Annotated in this window: 19 protein-coding genes; all 19 read right to left on the minus strand. The window is 42.9% G+C overall.

Features of this window, described 5'->3' with window-relative positions; genetic code table 11:
• Window positions 1–47: 47 nt before the first annotated feature.
• The 19 genes from NSS77_RS02885 to NSS77_RS02975 all read right to left on the minus strand — a co-directional run bounded on the left by NSS77_RS02885 (window position 48) and on the right by NSS77_RS02975 (window position 16025).
• The gene (locus NSS77_RS02885; protein WP_342470299.1) at window positions 48–890 is read right to left on the minus strand and encodes a flagellar hook-basal body protein; all 843 of its coding nucleotides are present in this window, start codon (window positions 888–890) and stop codon (window positions 48–50) included.
• Window positions 891–906: 16 nt separating this feature from the next.
• Complete coding sequence (locus NSS77_RS02890) at window positions 907–1725, minus strand: flagellar hook-basal body protein (RefSeq protein WP_342470300.1); 819 nt, start codon at window positions 1723–1725, stop codon at window positions 907–909.
• Window positions 1659–1898 (minus strand): hypothetical protein, encoded by a 240-nt coding sequence (locus NSS77_RS02895; RefSeq protein ID WP_342470301.1) that lies wholly within the window; start codon window positions 1896–1898, stop codon window positions 1659–1661. Before NSS77_RS02895 ends, NSS77_RS02890 begins: the two co-directional genes overlap by 67 nt.
• 166 nt (window positions 1899–2064) lie before the next feature.
• Window positions 2065–3063: a rod shape-determining protein gene (locus NSS77_RS02900; protein WP_342470302.1), complete on the minus strand. Its 999-nt coding sequence runs from the start codon at window positions 3061–3063 to the stop codon at window positions 2065–2067.
• Between the two features lie 500 nt (window positions 3064–3563).
• Window positions 3564–3821, minus strand: a complete 258-nt coding sequence (locus tag NSS77_RS02905; protein WP_016839306.1) for a sporulation transcriptional regulator SpoIIID — start codon at window positions 3819–3821, stop codon at window positions 3564–3566.
• 224 nt (window positions 3822–4045) lie between these two features.
• Complete coding sequence (locus NSS77_RS02910) at window positions 4046–4714, minus strand: M23 family metallopeptidase (RefSeq protein WP_342470303.1); 669 nt, start codon at window positions 4712–4714, stop codon at window positions 4046–4048.
• Window positions 4715–4864: 150 nt separating this feature from the next.
• On the minus strand, window positions 4865–5815 hold the full coding sequence (gene spoIID / locus NSS77_RS02915) for a stage II sporulation protein D (protein ID WP_342470304.1): 951 nt from the start codon (window positions 5813–5815) through the stop codon (window positions 4865–4867).
• Window positions 5816–6198: 383 nt separating this feature from the next.
• Complete coding sequence (locus NSS77_RS02920) at window positions 6199–6462, minus strand: hypothetical protein (RefSeq protein ID WP_342470305.1); 264 nt, start codon at window positions 6460–6462, stop codon at window positions 6199–6201.
• Window positions 6463–6819: 357 nt separating this feature from the next.
• Window positions 6820–8145 (minus strand): UDP-N-acetylglucosamine 1-carboxyvinyltransferase, encoded by a 1326-nt coding sequence (murA, locus tag NSS77_RS02925; RefSeq protein ID WP_342470306.1) that lies wholly within the window; start codon window positions 8143–8145, stop codon window positions 6820–6822.
• A gap of 404 nt (window positions 8146–8549) precedes the next feature.
• Window positions 8550–8813: a DUF1146 family protein gene (locus NSS77_RS02930; RefSeq protein WP_342470307.1), complete on the minus strand. Its 264-nt coding sequence runs from the start codon at window positions 8811–8813 to the stop codon at window positions 8550–8552.
• 140 nt (window positions 8814–8953) lie between these two features.
• Window positions 8954–9361 carry a F0F1 ATP synthase subunit epsilon gene (locus tag NSS77_RS02935; RefSeq protein WP_342470308.1) on the minus strand — a complete coding sequence of 136 codons (408 nt, stop codon included), beginning with the start codon at window positions 9359–9361 and terminating at the stop codon, window positions 8954–8956.
• 25 nt (window positions 9362–9386) lie between these two features.
• Entirely contained in the window at window positions 9387–10802 is a 1416-nt protein-coding gene (gene atpD / locus NSS77_RS02940; protein WP_342470309.1) for a F0F1 ATP synthase subunit beta, read from the minus strand.
• A gap of 47 nt (window positions 10803–10849) precedes the next feature.
• Window positions 10850–11716, minus strand: coding sequence for an ATP synthase F1 subunit gamma (atpG, locus tag NSS77_RS02945; protein WP_342470310.1), 867 nt, complete (start codon window positions 11714–11716; stop codon window positions 10850–10852).
• Window positions 11717–11795: 79 nt separating this feature from the next.
• Complete coding sequence (atpA, locus tag NSS77_RS02950; protein WP_342470311.1) at window positions 11796–13307, minus strand: F0F1 ATP synthase subunit alpha; 1512 nt, start codon at window positions 13305–13307, stop codon at window positions 11796–11798.
• Window positions 13308–13327: 20 nt separating this feature from the next.
• On the minus strand, window positions 13328–13870 hold the full coding sequence (locus tag NSS77_RS02955) for a F0F1 ATP synthase subunit delta (RefSeq protein WP_342470312.1): 543 nt from the start codon (window positions 13868–13870) through the stop codon (window positions 13328–13330).
• The gene (gene atpF / locus NSS77_RS02960) at window positions 13867–14388 is read right to left on the minus strand and encodes a F0F1 ATP synthase subunit B (protein WP_342470313.1); all 522 of its coding nucleotides are present in this window, start codon (window positions 14386–14388) and stop codon (window positions 13867–13869) included. The genes NSS77_RS02955 and atpF overlap by 4 nt, the downstream gene beginning before the upstream one ends.
• A 216-nt stretch (window positions 14389–14604) precedes the next feature.
• Window positions 14605–14817 carry a F0F1 ATP synthase subunit C gene (gene atpE / locus NSS77_RS02965; protein ID WP_016837239.1) on the minus strand — a complete coding sequence of 71 codons (213 nt, stop codon included), beginning with the start codon at window positions 14815–14817 and terminating at the stop codon, window positions 14605–14607.
• Window positions 14818–14894: 77 nt separating this feature from the next.
• Window positions 14895–15620, minus strand: coding sequence for a F0F1 ATP synthase subunit A (atpB, locus tag NSS77_RS02970; protein ID WP_342470314.1), 726 nt, complete (start codon window positions 15618–15620; stop codon window positions 14895–14897).
• Between the two features lie 30 nt (window positions 15621–15650).
• The gene (locus tag NSS77_RS02975) at window positions 15651–16025 is read right to left on the minus strand and encodes an ATP synthase subunit I (RefSeq protein ID WP_342470315.1); all 375 of its coding nucleotides are present in this window, start codon (window positions 16023–16025) and stop codon (window positions 15651–15653) included.
• Between the last annotated feature and the right edge of the window lie 345 nt (window positions 16026–16370).

A 16370-nucleotide genomic window follows, 5' to 3' on the forward strand; every position in this document is an offset into this window, starting at 1 on the left:
GGGTTCGTTCATTGTTTCACAAGTACGGATTTCCCTGATCATGACCATTAACGGATTCCGTTGATCAACCCCAACATTTGGTCCGCGATGGTGATGGCGCGGGCATTAAATTGATAGGATTTTTGCGCTTGGATCAACTGGGTCATTTCTTTGGCCATATTCACGTTGGACAATTCCAATTGATAATTTTCAAGGCCGATATTTTGGCGGGCATTTCCCTGCATATCCGTCAAAACATCGTTCAATTCGTAGCCCAATTCATTCAAGTTATCAGGCACGTCTATGTATTCGTCGGAAATCTTCATCATCAGTTGTGGCAAATGGATTTCAGTGACACCCAACAAAAAGGCTTGCTGCGTGCCATCCTCCAAATTGACGACCAATCTGCCGCCATTCTCGAGGGAAAAACTGCTCACCTCTTCATCGAACACGATCGGATTTCCATCGATGTCCGCCACTGCATAGCCGTCCGCATTGACGAGCATCATTTGCCCATTATTCATCGGGGTTGCATAAAAATCGCCTTTTCGTGTATACACCACATTCATGTCGCCGTTTTCATCCGGCATTAAAATATTAAAATATTGGCGCGCATTTTTGAATGCAAAGTCCAATGGGCGGTCCGTCGTCTGCAACGTTCCTTGGGCATTGTTTGTTTGGATTTGCGAAATTTTCGCACCGACACCGTAGCGGATTCCTTGCGGTGTCAATCTCGGTGACTGCTCATCTTTTCTCGTGTTGTGGTATTCCTGATACAGCATTTCGGAAAAGCGGGCTTCTTTCGCTTTATACCCGTTTGTGCCGATGTTGGCGATATTGTTGCTGATCGTGTCGATTTGAAGCTGGATTTGATTCAATGTGTTGGTAGCCGTCAGCATTGTCCGTAGCATGTTTCCGCCTCCTTCCTTATACTTTTCCTATTTCATTGACCGCTTTGTCCATGCTTTTGTCATAAGCTTGGACGACTTTTTGGTTTGCTTCGAAGGCGCGGTATGCCGTCAGAAGTTCCGTCATCGATTGCGCCGCATCAACATTGGAACCTTCCAAGAACCGCTGTCTGATGGAAAACGTGACATCGCCTTCTGCAAAGGCGGAAGGCAACGCTTGTCCGTCCTGTGTCCGGAACAATCCATTGTCCTGTTTCACCAGGTCATTGGCATTTGGGGCAAAAGCCACCCCGATTCTCGCCACCTGTTGTCCGTTTACGTACACGGCACCGTCTTCAGTGACTTGGAATTCTTCATTTGGGAGCTGGATGCGGTCTCCGTTTTCGGATAAAACGTAATATCCGTCCCCATTCACCAAATAGCCTTGTCCATCCAAAGCAAAGTTCCCGTTTCTTGTATAGGCCTCGCCTCCATCCGGATGGGCCAGACGGAAAAAGATGCTGCTCCCCGCAGGAAGGTTGCCGTTCATCAAGGCAAGGTCAGTATTGTAATCCGTTTCGTAAACATTGCCTTGCGCAAAGTTCGGCATTGTTTCTTGCAAGTAAATGCCGGTTGAAAGATTGCCGATTGGGCGGATCAAGTTCAGGTTTAATCCTTTTTTCGTCGGAACATTGGTATCATCAATGGCGGACATGAGCATTTCCGGGAATGAGCGGATCGTTGTCTGCTCCGCTTTGAACCCCGGTGTGTTCGCATTCGCCATATTGTTCGTCAAAATTTCCGTCTTTCTTTGCTGCGCCAGCATGCCGGAAGCTGCCGTATAGATTCCTCTAAACATGCTCTTTCCCCCTTCATTTGGTCAAAATGCCTCTCCTTTTTATATCGGTGGGAAGTCGCCAATCGATTATAGTTCGTTTTTCGCTTTCCACGGATTTTTGCAAGATCCTTTTCCTTCATCATTTCCGGGAATGTGCGGATAGAATGGATGCAATGGTGCCATGAATAAGTCATTTTGCCCATCGTTTGGATAAAACTTAGAATCACTAAGTTTTCTCAGGTCGGATGCAACTTGGGAATTGCTGTGTTTCTACCCGCATATTCATGTCGTTTTGGATGAAATTCGGCTGTTTCTTTTTCCAGCCGAGGGTTCGCTTATTTCGTGTTGGAACGCTGGAAGTTAAAATCTTGAACCAGGTGAACGGTCGATGTTGTCAAGCATGATACCCGTTCCGATGGCCACGCAGTCCATTGGATTATCCGCAACAAGCACCGGCACTTTCAATTCCTGCATGAGCAATTGGTCCATGCCGTGAAGCAATGCGCCGCCGCCTGTCAAAATCACGCCGCGGTCAATGATGTCTGCGGATAATTCCGGCGGCGTTTTTTCCAATACATTTTTCGCGGATTGAACAATCAATTGGACAGATTCATGCAATGCTTTTTCAATTTCGGCGGAATGGATCGTGATGGTGCGCGGAAGTCCTGTCACCATGTCGCGTCCGCGGATTTCCATCGATTCATCCCGGCCGCCAGGGAAAACCGTTCCGATGTTGATTTTAATGGCTTCCGCCGTACGTTCACCGATCAACAGTTTATATTCCTTCTTAATATATTGAAGAATATCATTGTCGAACGTATCTCCCGCCACTTTGATAGATTCGCTCGTCACAATATCCCCCATGGAAAGCACCGCGATATCTGTCGTACCGCCGCCGATATCGACCACCATGTTTCCGCTTGGTTGGAAAATGTCCATGCCTGCACCGATGGCAGCCACTTTCGGTTCTTCTTCCAAGTACACTTTTTTACCGCCTGATTTTTCAGCCGCTTCACGAATCGCTTTCTTTTCGACACTTGTGATGTTTGTCGGGCAGCAAATTAAAATGCGCGGTTTTGAGAAGAATCCTTTTACATCAAGTTTATTAAGGAAATGTCTTAACATCGCTTCCGTCAAATCGAAATCGGCAATAACCCCGTCTTTCAATGGACGGATGGCCACGATATTTCCTGGCGTACGCCCTACCATTCTTCTAGCTTCTTCACCAACCGCCAGCACTTTGTTGGTTTTTTTGTCGATTGCCACAACGGATGGTTCGTTTAGAACAATTCCCTTCCCCTTCACATAAATCAGTACATTAGCAGTTCCTAAGTCGATCCCTATATCCTTTGAAAACATGATAATCTAATTTCTCCTTCCAACATTTTGCGACTCTATTACTACGTTCATAATTTATACATTTTATCTAGAATATTTTATCATAATAAAATCTTATTTACAGCTTTATTCTGGGGGAATTTGACGTTTTTCACCGTTTTTCTACAAATTGTTCAAAATTTAGCTTCGGGTCAATATTGACTTTATAAAATCATTATTCTCTGAATAAAATCACAATCTTTGCGCCAAAAACCGGAAATATCGGACTGGATGAATGGAGTTTCCGCCTTGTGAAAATGCAGCCGCACGAGGCGGAATTGCCCCCGACGTTGCCGCAAATCCATCTTGGATAAACACAACCCTTATGGGGTGGAAAGCGTCTGCGCATCCTTTATAAGATGGAAAACGCATACATTTTCGCTTCATATACACCCGATCCGTCTTGCGGCCAACTTCCGCCCCAGGATGAAATGAAAAAGCATTCAGCCTGACTTCTGGCCAAAGTCAAACCAAATGCCTTTTCATTGTTTTTTTTGGGACTGCCACTTTCTACGTGTCGCCTCGCCCCCCCGCAAATGACGAACGGATTTGTGGTAGGCTAATATTTCTCTCACTTCTTTTGCCAATTCTTCATTCACTAATTGTAGCCGCTCTGTTAAGTCTTTGTGCACCGTACTTTTGGAATATCCTGTCATTTTCGCAAGGACCCGAACCGTCTCACCCGTCTCCACAAGCAGCTTTCCCAGTCGTACGCAACGGTGCCGAATGTGCTCGTGCACGTTCTCTTCCTTTCTCTCGGATATAAGAAGTGCAGTTTTGCCTACAATAAACAATCTATTTCGACGTTTTTCTGATACATGTATTTCATTGACGTTTGCAATCAGCGATTTAACGTTTATTCACCATATGTATGTTCCAACTTTTTCAGAACTTTTTTTCCCGGGAAAGTCAAAAGCGCAGCCTGGAAAGACGGGTGTTTCCGTCCAGGCTGCGCTTTCATTTGTTAGAAGTTTAAATAATTTCTTGGATTTACATGTTTTCCATCTTCCAACACTTCAAAGTGGAGATGGATGCCGGCAGTCGGATTCCAATCGTTTTCCGTTGTTGTGGCGATTGGTTGGCCTTGTTCCACCAAATCCCCTTTTTTCACAAGGATATCCGTTACAGAGCTGTAGTGTGTTTCCATTCCGTTAGGGTGTTCGATGATGATTTTATTTCCAGTGAACGCATCCAGCTTCACTTCTTTCACTTCACCGCTCATTGCAGCCAGTACTTCGAATGGCTCATTGTTGATGGAAATGGAAATTCCAGAGGATGTTGTGAATGTTTGATCGAATACAAGCAGCGCATTTTCGCGAGATTTTGCATCCGCATTGATATCATAGAAATCTTGCAATACTTTCACATTTTGCAGCTGGCTTTCATCAAATGGATATTTGAGTGTTTCAGTGCGCGCATTTGTTTCAATGACCGGTGATTCCTCTTCCTGTACAGTCGGTTCAGCCACCGTGTCACTTTCTTCTTTGCTTGTGAGTACAGAATAAGTCACAATTAAGACAATAAGTACTGCTGCAATGCCCCCATATATTGCCGGCCAAAACCATGGCTTTTGTTGCCAGTTCGTTTTTGGATTTTGAGAAGTATTATTTTGTTTGTTGTTATCTTCTCTCATTTGTTCATCACCTCAATATGAAGGATGAACAAGTTTTGGAATTTCTAAACAAGTTTTTTGGAAATTTCCACTATTTTTTGCATAAATTTTTTCCAGACGTAATATTTGTGTAGTAAGGTGCTTTCAGTTACGTTTCCCGCTTGGCGGCTCTCATTTCGTACACATCATTTTTTCAATGGTTGTGTCTTTGTAGTAATGGGCGAGGATTTCATGGGCGGTTCTTCCCTGTTTCGCCATCGCATCGGCTCCGTATTGGCTCATGCCCACACCATGTCCGTAGCCTTCCGTTGTAATTTCGATTTTGTTATTGGCCACTTGGATTGTAAAATCGGTCGAACGCAAGTCCAACAAATCGCGGAAATCGCGGCCCGTCCATTCTTTGTTGCCGGATATGACTTTCTCCACCCTCCCCGTGTTGTTCAGTTTGGTACGGATTTTTTTGACCTCGTCCAAGGTCATGTTGACTTTTAATAGACGATTCCATTCTTCCAACGTCAACGTCTTTTTCGTTACATAGTTTTCCGCCTGAAAATCCGCGCTGGCGACGGATTGAAGATACGGCAAATCAACCCCGCTGTAATTTTTGGAGCTTTCCGTCCTGCCGTTGCTCATGGAGTGGAACATGGCCGTAATCAGTTCGCCGTTGTATTTCAGCACTTCTCCTTTCGTACTTTCTACGGCTTGTCTGATTTTTTGCTCGTTTTCGTCAAAAGTGGTCTGCCAATTGGCTTTTCTCGTATCTTCATCATAAAATACTTGTCTCAGCACAGTCGGCTCGATCGGGGTTTGGCCATAGTTCGTCGATTTCAGCACGTAGGTTCTTGCGGCGATGGCCTGGGCTTTCAGGGCTTCCGGATGAAAGTTGGCCGGCATTTCCGCCGCCACGACCCCGACCACATATTCTTCCAGTGGAATTGGATCCTTCTGGCCGGAGATGCGGATGAAAATATTGCAATCTTCCGTCGTCACCAACGGCCCCGATGCTTCTTTCAACGTTTTTTCGGAGTTTTTGAATAGAAACGGGAAGAAAAACAGCGCTGCGACAAATAATGTGATGGAAATCATGATTGCCAGGTTTTTGTGATGATCTATTCGTTTCATACATATTACTTATGATTGGAGAAAGGGAAATATATCTTTTTTGTGGAAGTTTTTTATTATTCATTCTTAGACTGATTTGAAATGGGATCAAAAAAACGCCTGAATGTTGCGCTAGTTTCGGACGCTCTTTTCCAAATCAGTTTCCTTTATCCCCTTTTTTCCATTGGTACGGCACGTTTGCCCAGTTGAAAAGCAGCATGAACAAGAAGGCCATGAAGCTTGATCCGAGATTGAATCCCCATTGAATTTCTTTCGACATGATCCACTGCACAAACGATAATGCTAAAAAAACGAAACTGCGTAAATAATGGCTTTCTTTATCATCTTTCCCGCCCCCTACCAGAAATGCATAGTTTTTCAGTCATTTCATCTATGCTTCACAGCTACTGCAAGTTTTCCATTTTTCCGATGAATACTCCCGATATATGCGGAAGATTGCCGTTCAATAACGCCCCAATCGTTTCTTCCGATATTTCCGGCCCTTCTATATCAATCCAAAGGGGGAACACGGAATGGGTTGAACTTTCAGGAGGCAAGTAGGTTGCCTCCGCTTGTGAAAGGAGTGCCGTTTCGATATAAGACATTAACTTGAAATAATAATCCTCCTCCGAATGATTCGCAATTTCCACTTCCCAAATAATTTGCAAGTGGTTCCCCCTCATCGGTTATTTCACTATGAAACCCGTTGATTTCATAGTCCTTCCCTTTCTGTTCACATCCCATCAAAATACGCCAAGAACGAAGATAAGCAAAAATTTGCCGCTTTTTAAATTATTTTTCATCTCCATCCCTGCCAACACTTTTTACTTAAATATATCAATCCCATCTATTTGGATAAAGACAAAATTTTCAAAAAAATAACCGGCATTTCAATCCGGCTGCATCATCCAAAAAAATAAAACGACAAAACCTCTTGAACAGGATTTTGTCGTTCTAAGCATCTCTCTATGAATAAATGAAACACGCCCATCATATGGTACATTAGAAAAATAGAATGCCCGAAATTAAACATTCAGCGTAGTCCCTGTGGCAACATTCGGTTTCTTTGAATCCGTTTCCGATGAATCGCCGGAAACGCGCTCAATATTTGCCCCAAGCGCACGCAATTTCTTCTCGAAGTTCACGTAACCCCGATCCAAATGATACAGCTTCGTTACACGCGTTACTCCATCCGTCGCCAATCCAGCCAAAATCAACGCTGCTGCCGCACGCAAATCCGTTGCAGCCACTTCCGCACTTTGCAGTTTCACCGGTCCTTCAATAAACGTCGAACGGCCTTCAATTTTCAATGACGCATTCATGCGGCGAAACTCTTCCACATGCATGAAGCGGTTTTCAAATACCGTTTCCGTAATGATGCTCGTTCCATAAGCCGTCAGCATCAACGCCATCATTTGCGCCTGCATGTCTGTAGGGAATCCCGGATATGGCATCGTTTTCACATCGACCGCCTTCAAAGGATCTTTCGCACGTACCCGAAGTCCATTGCCTTCTTCCGTGATTTCCACGCCCATTTCACGCATTTTGGCAATCAGTGCGGTCAAATGTTCCGGAATCACATTTTCAATTAACACATCACCACGGGTAATCGCAGCGGCCACCATAAATGTCCCGGCTTCGATCCGGTCAGGAATGACATGATGAATCGTACCGTGCAGTTCTTTCACACCTTCAATGCGGATTGTGTCAGTTCCAGCCCCCATGACACGACCGCCCATTTTATTGATGAAATTGGCCAAGTCCACAATTTCCGGTTCTTTTGCCGCATTTTCGATCACTGTCGTACCGTCAGCCAATGCGGCAGCGGTCATAATATTTTCCGTTGCGCCAACACTTGGGAAATCCAAATAAATATTTGCCCCTTTTAAACGGTCCTGCACTCTTGCTTCCACATATCCATGGCCCGTCGTAATTTTCGCGCCCATTGCTTCAAAGCCTTTCAAATGCAGTTCAATCGGCCGGGAACCGATTGCGCAACCGCCCGGCATGGCAACGCGGGCATAGCCGTTTCGGGCAAGCAATGATCCCATCACCAAAATTGAGGCGCGCATTTTACTGACATAATCGAATGGTGCTTCACTTAATAAAGGTTTTTCTGCATTTATATGAATCTCATTATTTTCAACGTCATATTGTACTTCGGCATTTAAACTTTTCAATACTTCATTTATCGTATGAACATCCGCCAAATTTGGGACGTCTTTTACTACACTTGTATTCTTCGAAGCTAACAATGAAGCAGTTAAAATCGGCAATACAGCATTCTTTGCCCCTTCTATTTTAACTTTTCCTTGTAATCTTCGGCCTCCTGTAACAATCATTTTCTCCACAAATCGTCCCTCCGAATCCATTATCCAAAGATGCCTTACGCATTTAGTCACTAAAAAACAAACCATATCAATAGTAATGCTTAATTCTCTAATTTACAAGTGACTAAAAATACTAATTTCAAATATTTTTCAACATATATCTACAATTATATATTACGCACGTTAGGGAAATATGGTGAATTTTAACGGATTATCAAAAATTACTAACTTTTTCATAGCTTTTTGTCATTTCTGTAACAAATTTCTCTACATGATTGCCCAGGAAATAACACGGTATATGTGTTGTAACGACAAAAGAATCAAAATTTGTCATTTGCCCTTACAAATCATATATCATCCGAAGGGAAACAAATTTTTGATTAAAACCTATCAATCTATCGATCCATCGAATCGGGAAATAAGCGCTAATTGTACTTGGAAAAGATGTAAGGAAGTTGTCGGGATAAACCGGTAAAATCGATCAGAAAATCCGACACCGTGTAGCCTAATGCAATGCTCAGCAAGATATACATGAGCTGAATTTGAAACGTCTTCCCTTTTTTGAAAACAACTTCCAACCGGACGGATTGCAATGCGTAAAAAGCGATGGCGATGAATAGAATGTGGGAAAAGATTTCAATGCCCGCCTGAACGCCCATTGTCTGATAAATATTCGTACCCATACCCATATGCGCGCCTCCTCCTTTTTGATCATGAAACATCCAAATTTTTATAAGGAAAAAAAATCTGGGAAACAACAACTTTCAAAGTAAAATAATTCCATATCCATTTATAGAAAAAGCGGACAGTCATACTGCCCGCTTATCTATTAAAATCTACCCTCATAAACGTTGATACGATTGATCGCACGTTTCAAAGCCAATTCAGCCCGTTTGAAGTCGATTTCATCGGACTTGCTTTGAAGACGTTCTTCAGCTCTCTTCTTCGCTGCTTGAGCACGAGCGAGATCAATGTTCTCAGCCACTTCAGCAGAAGGAGCCAAAATCGAGATTTTGTCTGGACGAACTTCAATAAAGCCACCGCTAACGGCTACTACTTTTTGCGAACCGTCTGCAAGCTTTAGTTTGACCGCGCTGATTTGCAGCGGCGCCACTAAAGGAATATGACCTGGAAGGATACCGATATCTCCAGAAACAGTTTTTGCAATGACCATTGCGATTTCTGAATCGTATACTGGGCCGTCCGGAGTGACAATATTGACTTGAACTGTCTTCATATTTTTTCCTCCTCCGTCCGTAACATTATACCTCTACGCCCATTGCTTTAGCTTTTTCGATTACGTCTTCAATGCTTCCCACAAGACGGAATGCATCTTCTGGTAAATGGTCATATTTACCTTCAAGAATTTCTTTAAAGCTGCGTACTGTATCTTTAACAGGAACATAAGAACCTGGTTGACCAGTGAATTGTTCCGCAACGTGGAAGTTTTGAGATAAGAAGAATTGAATACGACGAGCACGTTCAACTGTTTTCTTATCTTCTTCAGATAATTCATCCATACCTAAGATGGCGATGATATCTTGCAATTCGCGGTAACGTTGCAATGTTTGCTGTACGCCGCGAGCCACTTGATAATGTTCTTCACCCACGATTTCAGGTGCCAACGCACGGGAAGTGGAAGCTAGTGGGTCCACCGCTGGGTAAATACCCATCTCAGACAATTTACGTTCAAGGTTTGTTGTTGAGTCTAAGTGAGCGAATGTTGTAGCCGGAGCCGGGTCAGTATAGTCGTCGGCTGGTACGTAAATCGCTTGGATTGACGTGATGGAACCTTTGTTTGTAGATGTGATACGTTCTTGCAAGTTACCCATTTCCGTAGCAAGTGTTGGTTGGTAACCAACGGCTGATGGCATACGGCCAAGTAGGGCTGATACTTCCGAACCTGCTTGAGTGAAACGGAAGATGTTGTCGATGAACAATAGCACGTCTTGTCCTTGTTCATCACGGAAATATTCTGCCATTGTCAAACCAGTTAGGGCAACGCGCATACGAGCACCAGGTGGTTCGTTCATTTGTCCGAATACCATGGCAGTTTTGCTGATAACTCCGGAATCGCTCATCTCATGGTACAAGTCGTTACCTTCACGAGTACGTTCACCTACACCGGCGAATACAGAGATACCACCGTGTTCTTGTGCGATGTTATGGATTAACTCCTGGATCAATACGGTTTTACCTACTCCGGCACCACCGAATAGACCTACTTTACCACCTTTGATATAAGGTGCCAATAAGTCAACTACTTTGATACCTGTTTCAAGGATTTCTACTTTTGTTGAAAGTTCTTCAAATTTAGGTGCTTCGCGGTGAATTGGATCACGGCGAGCTTCCGTTGCGATATCATCTTTTTCATCAATTGGTTCACCTAAAACGTTGAATACACGTCCAAGTGTTACTTCTCCGACTGGGACAGAGATAGGTGCACCTGTGTTAGTTACTTCCGCGCCACGTTGAAGACCGTCAGTTGAGGCCATGGCAATTGTACGGACAGTGTCGTCTCCTAGGTGTAACGCTACTTCTAATGTCAAAGTAACAGTTTCTTCACCAGGACGATTTATGTTAACTTTTAGAGCGTCGTAGATATTTGGTAATTGTCCGTTTTGGAATTTTACGTCTACAACCGGACCCATTACCTGAACAACATGTCCTTTGTTCATTCCTGTGTACCCTCCTATCGTACATTTATACGTAACAAGGAGCTAGCCTATTGGATGGCTTCCGCTCCGCTGACAATTTCTGTAATTTCTTGAGTGATCGATGCTTGACGAGCACGGTTGTATTCGAGTGTAAGTGTTTTAACAAGTTCATTCGCGTTATCTGTCGCTGTTTTCATGGCAGTCATACGCGCAGCATGTTCACTTGCTTTCGCATCGAGCAATGCACCATAAATCAAGCTTTCAGCATATTGAGGCAATAGAACCTCCAAAATCGCTTCCGGACTTGGTTCGAACTCATAAGTTGCTTGAAGCCCTTCTGATGCTGGTGCCAAATCAGTGATCGGCAATACTTTTTTCTCCGTTACGACTTGTGAAATGACGCTCACGTAGTGGTTGTAGTACATATAAAGTTCATCATATGTACCATCAGCGAACATACCAACAGCTTTACGAGCGATTTGTTTAATTTGGGAGAATGATGGTTGGTCAGGAAGGCCGACAACGCTATCAATTACATTGTACCCACGCTTTTTAAAATACTCTGTAGGAACACGACCAATTGTAAAAATCACGAACTCGTCATTGGATTTATGACGTTCTTCGACTACACGTGCCAATTCACGAATCACGTTTGAGTTATATGGTCCAGCCAAACCGCGGTCAGAACCGATAATGATATAACCCGTCTTTTTCACAGGGCGTGCGACAAGCATTGGGTGAGTGACATCAGATGCGCCACTGGCGATGGATGCAACAACATCCTGCACTTTTTCCATATATGGAACGTAAGATTTCGCATTTTCTTCCGCTTTGGAACGTTTCGCAGCGGACACCATTTGCATCGCTTTTGTGATATGCCCTGTTTTACGCGTTGAGTTGATTCGGTTTTTAATATCGCGCAAACTTCTTGCCACTGGTATTTCACCACCTTTTCATTTTAGTCATCATTCGTGCTACTAATCATCAGAAGATCTTTCAGCAAAGCTGAAAGAATCATTCTTCTGATTTAGCGAATTGTTTTTTGAATTCAGTAAGAGCTGCAGCGAAGTCTTCGTCTGATGGAAGATCTTTCGTAGTACGAATATGCTCTAAAATGTGAGTGTGGTTTACATCTAACCAGCTGTACAACTCGTTTTCGAAACGACGGATATCTTTAACTGGGATATCATCCAAGTAACCGCGAGTTAGAGCGTAGATGATTACAACTTGATATTCCACTTTGATTGGTTTGTTCAAGTCTTGTTTCAATACTTCTACTGTACGTTTACCGCGTTCAAGTTTCGCAAGTGTCGCTTTATCAAGGTCTGAACCGAATTGAGCGAATGCTTCAAGTTCACGGTATGCAGCCAAGTCAAGACGTAGTGTACCGGCAACTTTTTTCATCGCTTTGATTTGCGCGGAACCACCTACACGGGATACGGATAGACCGGCGTTAATCGCTGGACGTACACCTGAGTGGAATAGGTCGGATTGCAAGAAAATTTGTCCGTCTGTGATAGAGATAACGTTTGTTGGGATATATGCAGAAATATCCCCTGCTTGTGTTTCAACGAATGGAAGTGCTGTGATAGAACCTGCACCCATTGCGTCGCTCAATTTTGCAGCACGTTCTAGCAAGCGGCTGTGCAAGTAGAATACGTCACCTGGATAAGCTTCACGGCCTGGAGGACGACGTAATAGCAATGAAAGCTCACGGTAAGCTGCCGCTTGTTTAGAAAGATCGTCGTACACGATCAATACGTGTTTACCTTGTAACATGAAGTATTCAGCCATTGAAACCCCAGCATATGGTGCCAAGTATAATAGTGGCGCTGGTTGGGAAGCGGATGCTGTTACAACGATGGAATAATCCAACGCACCGTGTTTACGAAGTGTTTCAACAACTGTACGAACTGTAGATTCTTTCTGACCGATTGCAACATAGATACAGATCATGTTTTGGTCAGCTTGGTTCAAGATTGTGTCGATTGCGATGGATGTTTTACCTGTTTGACGGTCCCCGATGATTAACTCACGTTGACCACGGCCGATTGGCACTAATGCGTCAATCGCTTTGATACCAGTTTGTAATGGTTCATGTACGGATTTACGAGCCATTACACCGAAAGCTGGACTTTCGATTGGACGAGTTTTTGTTGTATTGATAGGTCCTTTTCCATCCACTGGAATACCAAGTGGGTTTACTACGCGACCGATTAATTCTTCGCCGACTGGAACTTCCATGATACGACCTGTGCGACGAACTGTATCGCCTTCTTTGATGCCAAGGTAGTTACCTAGAATAACGATCCCGACGTTGCCTTCTTCTAGGTTTTGAGCCATACCCATTACACCATTTTCGAACTCAACTAGTTCTCCTGCCATACAGTTGTCGAGGCCATGAGCGCGTGCGATACCGTCACCAACAGTGATTACAGTACCAACTTCGTTAACTTCCAATTCAGATTGGTAGTTTTCAATCTGCTTTCTTAACAGAGCGCTGATTTCTTCAGCCTTGATGCTCATGAATGTCACCTCTCACTTTTCTAATTATTAACGACTAACGTGCGTCTGAGATTTTCTAATTTGCTTGCTACAGTGTTATCGAAAATGATGTTGCCAATTTGAACACGAACGCCACCGATAACTGAAGGTTCAATTACGTTTGTGATGTTCAGCGTTTCTTTGCCAACGAGTTTCGCAAAGGAAGCGGAGATGTTGTTTTTCTCTTCTTCCGTCAATTCGCGAGTTGAGTAAACTGTAGCTTCCGCAGTGCCTTGAGCGTCAGCTGCTAACGCTTTGAATGCTTCTGCGATGTTTATCAATTCATTTACTCGTTTTTTATCAACCAAAAGTTGAAGTGTATTCAATAAAACCGGATTGACTCCATTGAACAATTCAGAAACGATTTGTTTTTTTCTATCAGAAGAGAATTTCGGATTCGTCAAGACAGTGAGGAAATCTTTGTTTTCTTTGATCACTTTCGCGATTTCCTGAAGATCTTGATTCACTTCATCCACAACGTTTTGTTTTTGTGCCACAGAGAACAATGCTTCGGCATAGCGTTTCGCTACAGTGTAATTACTCATTTCGCTTCGCCTGCCTTAGCAATCGTTTCTTTAATTAATGCGCTGTTATCTTCTTCAGAAATTTCTTTTTCAAGCACTTTGGATGCGGCAAGAACAGAAAGGGAAACCACTTCTTCACGCAATGAAGCGATCGCTTTTTCTTTTTCAGTTTCGATTTCACGAACAGCTGATTCTTTCAAGCGAGTTGCTTCTTGGCGAGCTGCTTCCACGATTTCTTCACGTTGTGCTTCTGCTTGTTTCTTAGCGCTTTCAATAATTTTTTGAGCTTCAGTGCGAGCTTCTTTTAAAAGGGCTTTTTGCTCTTCCAAAGTTTTTGTCGCTTCTTTGCGGGCAGTTTCAGCCGCTTCAATTTCACTTGCAACTAATTCCTCACGTTGTTGCATGATGCCCATCAACGGACCCCAAGCAAATTTCTTCAACAATGCCATCAATACGAGGAAGATTACGAGCGTTGCAAGAATATCTCCAAGGTTTACTGCTTCCACGCTGGAACCTAATACCAAATATTCTAAATTCACGATTGTTTCACTCCCTTCAAGAGCTTCAAATTCCTTTTTACTTGCCCTGCTTCAGTCCATTTCCAATCCGAAATTTGAAGAGAGCCATTTATGTTCAAAACTTTTCATTGCTTTTCTATCAGTCATTTTTATTAAAAACTGTTCAGCTTAAACATTGAAAATAAAAGGAATGGCGAAGTTTCTTTTTGTAAATCATCCTTCGCCACATGGAACCAATTATCGGTTCATTACGATGAACGCAACAACTACTGCGATGATTGGTAAGGCCTCAACTAACGCTACCCCGATGAACATTGTAGTTTGAAGTACGCCACGCGCTTCTGGTTGACGTGCGATTCCTTCTACTGTACGAGATACGATTAAACCGTTACCAATACCTGCACCTAGTGCTGCTAAACCGATTGCAATTGCTGCTGCTAAAAGACCCATTTTATATTTCCTCCTTGGAATTATTTTTTAATTTTTTGTTTGATACTCATAATGTATAGACACTATGAATTTATTAATTAATGGTCTTTGCTCACTTTGTGTGATAAATAAACCATTGTTAACATAGTAAATACAAAGGCTTGGATAAAGCCGATGAAGATTGAGAACCCTAGCCATGCCATTGTTGGGATGATGGCTCCGATGAAGCCTAAAACTGATGAGCTGGCTAGACCTGCAAGCAATCCTAAAAGGATTTCACCTGCGTAGATGTTACCATAAAGACGCAAACCGAGAGTTAAAGTGTTTGCGAATTCTTCGATGATTTTCAGTGGTAATAAGAATGATTTTGGTTGGACGAATGTTTTGAAATAATGTCCTGTACCATGTAATTTAATACCGTAAAATGTTGCAAGCACAGTTACCATTGAAGCTAGAGTCAAAGTGACAACAGGATCTGCGGTCGGTGATTTCCACCATAGATCGCCATGGATGTAAATACCTGAGAATGGGAGACCTAGCATGTTGGCAACAGCGATGAACATAATGAGGGTAATTCCTAATACGTGGAATCGACCACCCGTTTTCCAGTCCATGTTGCTTTTGATAATCCCTTTAACAAAGTCCATTACCCATTCCATGAAGTTTTGCATACCTGTTGGTTTCAACTGGAGATTTCTTGTAGAGATGAACGCGATGATAAATACAATAGTCGCTGTAACTAACAAAGTTAAGATTGTAGCCAAGTTGAATGTAATTGGAATATTTCCTAAATGCAGAGTATACTCCGGTGCTCCATGTTCCATTTTTTGCACTCACCTCACTTTCAAATGGACCTAATTCCTAGTTTTTATTAAACTATATAAGGCCTCAATAAAGAGGAAGATATAAGGTATCATTAACCCAATGACTGAGCTAACAACATTAAAGTAGTTTGGCAACGAGATTGGTATTGCGACTGCAGCAACTGCAGATGCAAAGCGCAAACCTGAACCAAGAGACACTGAACGTTTACCTTCACGATAGGAACGGTCGAACTTGTCCATCCGACGAACAAGGATCCAAAAGTTGTAAGTACCAAAAATCGCACCGATTCCCAACCCAGAAAAAATCGTTGGATATGGTGTAAAGAACCATCCCAATACACAGAGGGCAAGCAAAAAAAATAAAGCTTTTTTCTGCTTATCGAAAATCCGGTGCAAATCCAACATCGTATAATCTCCTGAATCCTATTATTTGCCTCACCATTCAACCATGGTGTAAAATGGAAACATCTTTCATATAAGGGCAAAATTTTTTACCGCTAAGTATTTTTACCCTTATTTGGCTCTTGTATTCAGACTCTTCCACGTTCCCAAAATTCTCATTCCACGTTCCCACCGTATCTGTAGTAGAAACTTGATATTACAAGGGTTTGAGTATCATTTTGTGAAAGAATCCCTTTAGTATTCATACACTTTGTAAGCATACAATAGGGAATTTTTGATGTCAATGCGTTTTAGTGAAAAACTTCACAGCGAAATTATTTTGTCAAAATGTTGACAAATTTACTTATG

The organism is Ureibacillus sp. FSL K6-3587 (assembly GCF_038593165.1).
In the GTDB taxonomy this organism is placed as follows: domain Bacteria; phylum Bacillota; class Bacilli; order Bacillales_A; family Planococcaceae; genus Ureibacillus; species Ureibacillus suwonensis.